This is a genomic window from Rhodococcus sp. EPR-134 (genome assembly GCF_001647205.1).
GTDB lineage: Bacteria > Actinomycetota > Actinomycetes > Mycobacteriales > Mycobacteriaceae > Rhodococcus_F > Rhodococcus_F qingshengii.
In genome coordinates this window covers 1-3,549 of sequence record NZ_LVCT01000635.1, presented here as the reverse complement: position 1 = coordinate 3,549, position 3,549 = coordinate 1, and the positions used below count along the sequence as shown (strand labels likewise).

Below are 3,549 nucleotides of genomic sequence, written 5' to 3'. Positions count from 1 at the left end.
ATGCCGTTGCGCTGATCTCGGTTCGGACCGGGTTGTCGATGTGGTGGGGATGGATTCTCGGCGCCCTCGCCGCTGCAGCGGTTGCAGTACTCCTCAGCTTGGCAACGCAGAAACTCTCCGGCTTCTACCTTGCCGCGGTGACCTTGTTGTTCGGTATCGCTTTCGAGCACTGGTTGATCGACGGGCCGAGTTTCACCGGCGGATCGGCCGGGATCTCGGGCGTCGAGACTGTGACGATGTTCGGCTGGGAGCCACCGCGCTACGCATTGGTCGTGTTCGCGATCTTGTTCGTGTGTCTGATCGCGGTCGCTGTCGATCGACTCCGGAAATCGGTGTGGGGGCTGATGTTGCAAGCTGCCCGCGACAATCGTAATGTCGCACGGTCTTCCGGCGTCAATCCTGCGCACCTGACCGTTGTGGCGCTGGCGATCGGTGCCGCGATCGCGTCGACCGGCGGATCGCTGTTCACCGTGTCGGTGCAAGCTGTCACTCCTGAAACCTTCACTCTCAGTATTGTTTTCCTTGCGATCTTCATGCCGATCATCGGCGGTCGCAGTTCGGCGTGGGGTGCTCCGCTCGGTGCATTGATCGTGGTGATCGTGACGCTGAACATGCCCGGGTACCAGGGAAGTGGCGAACTCCTGCTTGCCGGAGCCGTCCTGGTGATCCTCATCGTCGCGCCTGGTGGGGTGATCGGGTGGAGTCAGAACGTTCTGGGTCGAATGAACCGTCTGTACAAGGAGCGTGGCAATCGATGACTCGGCTACTCGAAGTGAGCGGGCTCCACAAGTCCTACGGCGGCGTCCGCGCTGTCGACGATGTCTCGTTCAGCGTCGGACCGGGAGAGGTGATCGGACTGGTCGGCCCGAACGGGGCAGGCAAGACCACACTGGTGGACTGCATCTTCGGCACTCAGCAAGCAGACTCCGGAACCGTCGCGCTCACGGGTGCTCCCTTGACCGGGCCGTCGGAGCGCCGTGCACGGCAAGGGCTCTCGCGCACGTTTCAACATCCGCAGCTCGCGGCGGAACTCGACGCCGTCGACAACATCATCCCGGGACTGTACGGGCACAAGATCACCTCACCTCTGCACTCGCTGTGGTGGGCGATCAAAGGACCTTTCGAGAACTGGGACCGGACAGCACAGCGGGCCCGGGAGATTGCTGCGCGATACTCGGTCACCGACGTCGAGAGTGCTTGCGGGGATCTCAGTTTGGGGGCGCAGCGTCTGGTCGAGGTGGCGCGGGCGATGGCGACCGAACCCGAAGTCCTCCTGTTGGACGAACCGTTTGCCGGCGCGGATCACGACGGCATCGCTGCCATCTCCGGTGCCGTGCGATCGATTGCCGCGCAGGGCAAAGGAGTAGTCCTGGTTGATCACAACGTCGATCTCATCGCGGCGCTCGCAACCAAGATCGTGCTGCTCAATTTCGGATCAGTGGCGTTCTACGGACCACCGCAGGAGTGCTTGGCCAGCGACGCGATGCGAGAAGTCTATTTCGGTTCCGAATACGAGGAAGGCGCCTGACATGCTCGAACTCGACAGAGTCACAGTTCGATACGGATCCGCTGTCGCCGTCCGGGAAGTCTCCCTTGCCGCTCCCGCCGGTGAAGTGACAGCGATCGTCGGGCCGAACGGTGCAGGCAAGACCAGCTTGGCGGGATCCATCTACGGCTCGGTTCCCGCCACCGGGACAATGAAATTCGATGGTCGAGAGATCCAGAAATTATCGGCACTGGATCGTGTCCGCAGCGGATTTGCCTACGTTCCCCAAGGCAGGCAACTGTTCATGCGAATGTCCGTTCGCGAGAATCTACGCGTGGGCGCAGACCTGCTGGGATTGAAAGCCGAAGCCGTGGAAACAGCTTTCGAGAGGTTCCCGATCCTGCGTGAACGCTCGGAGAGTTATGCCGGGGTCCTCAGCGGTGGTGAGCAGCAGATGTTGGTTCTGGGGCGGGCCCTTCTGGAAACCCCGAAGGTGTTGCTACTCGACGAGATGATGACCGGACTGGCACCGAAAATCGTCGCGGAGCTGCGAGCATTGGTCGGGGGTCTGGCCGCCGAGGGTGTGACCGTCATCGTGACGGAACCGGCACTTACTGCACTGAAATCGGTTGTCGACCGCGGATATGTCATGCAGCGCGGCGAACTCGTCCGCGAATGCGATTCCGCAGCGACACTGGACAACGCGTACAAACAATCGATGGGCGTCCTCAGCGCCGACGGGAGATGATCGACGATCATGCTTGAAACGAAGACACTCGACTTCACCGTCGGTGAATTCGCCACGAATCCGGACCGCTTCGCCGGCGTCAGCATCAGCGAAATGGTCAGGCATTGGTCTGAGACCATCCCGGACGAAACCGCCTTTGTCACTCCGGAATCGAGGGTGTCGTGGAAGCAGTACGACGCGGCTGCCGATGCGATCGCGTCGGCGCTGGATCTAGCTGGTGAGGGATACGGACATGTAGCCGTGTTGCTCCCCGACACCGCTGTATTCCATGCGGCTCTCTGCGCAGCATTTCGTACCGGCCGCGTCGCCGTCGGAATCGGTTCGCGCTCGGGCATTCGCGAGATCTCTCATCTGATCGCCCGCTCGGAAGCCTCCGTACTCGTCACCACTCGCACGCTGCGCGGCGTCGATACCGCCGAACTCGTGGCGAGTCTGCGGGCAGAGCATCCCGGACTGGACGTCGTCTTCGCCGACGAACGCGCCGACGTGAGTTTCGAACGCGTGAGCGCAAACGGCGAACTCACCTCGTTGCCGGTCGAGCCAAAGCAGTTCCCCGCAACCAGTCCGTGTTTTGTCACGTCAGCCGTTTCGATGCTGAACTCGACCTCCGGCACAACGGGCCTACCCAAACTGGTCACACAAACCGAGGATCGTTGGGTTGGTTTCTCCGAGATTGCCGCCGAGGCGGCGGCGATCGGTTCGGATGAGGTGTTCCTCGGCGCGGTTCCAGCACCTTTCGGATTCGGCCTCTGGACTTCGCATTTCCTGCCGGCACTACTCGGTGCTCGCAATGTCGTCATGGAACGCTTCGACGTTTCGGTGATGATCGAGTTGATCGAGCGCGAACGGGTGACTGCTTTGAATTGTGTGAGTACACAATTCAAGATGCTGTTGCGTTCGGAGGCCGCGGAATCGGCCGATCTCTCGTCACTTCGTTTCATGTTCACCGGTGGTGAAGCCGTGCCCTATTCGGAGGCGCTGGCATTCGAACAACGTACCGGAGCGGCTGTCCTGCAGTTCTACGGATCGAACGAAACCGGCGCCGTCTCGGTGACGACGGTTTCGGACGATTCCGACACCCGACTGAAGACGTGCGGCCACGTCATCGATCGCATGCAAGTTCGTGTATTCGACGATGCGGCAAAGGAAATGACCGGCTCCGTCCGCCGCGGTCAGCCTGGGGTGAACGGACCGCTGATGTGTCAGGGCTATTGGGGGGACACCGATGCGAACGACGAGTTGTACACCGATGACGGTTGGATGCTTCTCGGCGACATCGTCGAGATCGACGAGACAGGACGGGTGCGTGTGGTCG

4 protein-coding genes are annotated in these 3,549 nt (G+C 61.3%); all 4 read left to right on the top strand.

Annotation, left to right across the window (positions count from 1 at the left end; all coding sequences use genetic code 11):
- Positions 1–758, top strand: a 758-nt coding sequence (locus A2J01_RS27950; RefSeq protein ID WP_064114032.1) for a branched-chain amino acid ABC transporter permease, incomplete at its 5' end; no start/stop codon positions are given.
- Positions 755–1,528, top strand: coding sequence for an ABC transporter ATP-binding protein (locus A2J01_RS27945; protein WP_064114031.1), 774 nt, complete (start codon positions 755–757; stop codon positions 1,526–1,528). The genes A2J01_RS27950 and A2J01_RS27945, both read left to right, overlap by 4 nt.
- A 1-nt stretch (position 1,529) precedes the next feature.
- Positions 1,530–2,234, top strand: a complete 705-nt coding sequence (locus tag A2J01_RS27940) for an ABC transporter ATP-binding protein (protein WP_047268870.1) — start codon at positions 1,530–1,532, stop codon at positions 2,232–2,234.
- Positions 2,235–2,243: 9 nt separating this feature from the next.
- Positions 2,244–3,549: class I adenylate-forming enzyme family protein (locus A2J01_RS27935; protein WP_064114030.1), on the top strand; the 1,306-nt coding region annotated here is incomplete at its 3' end.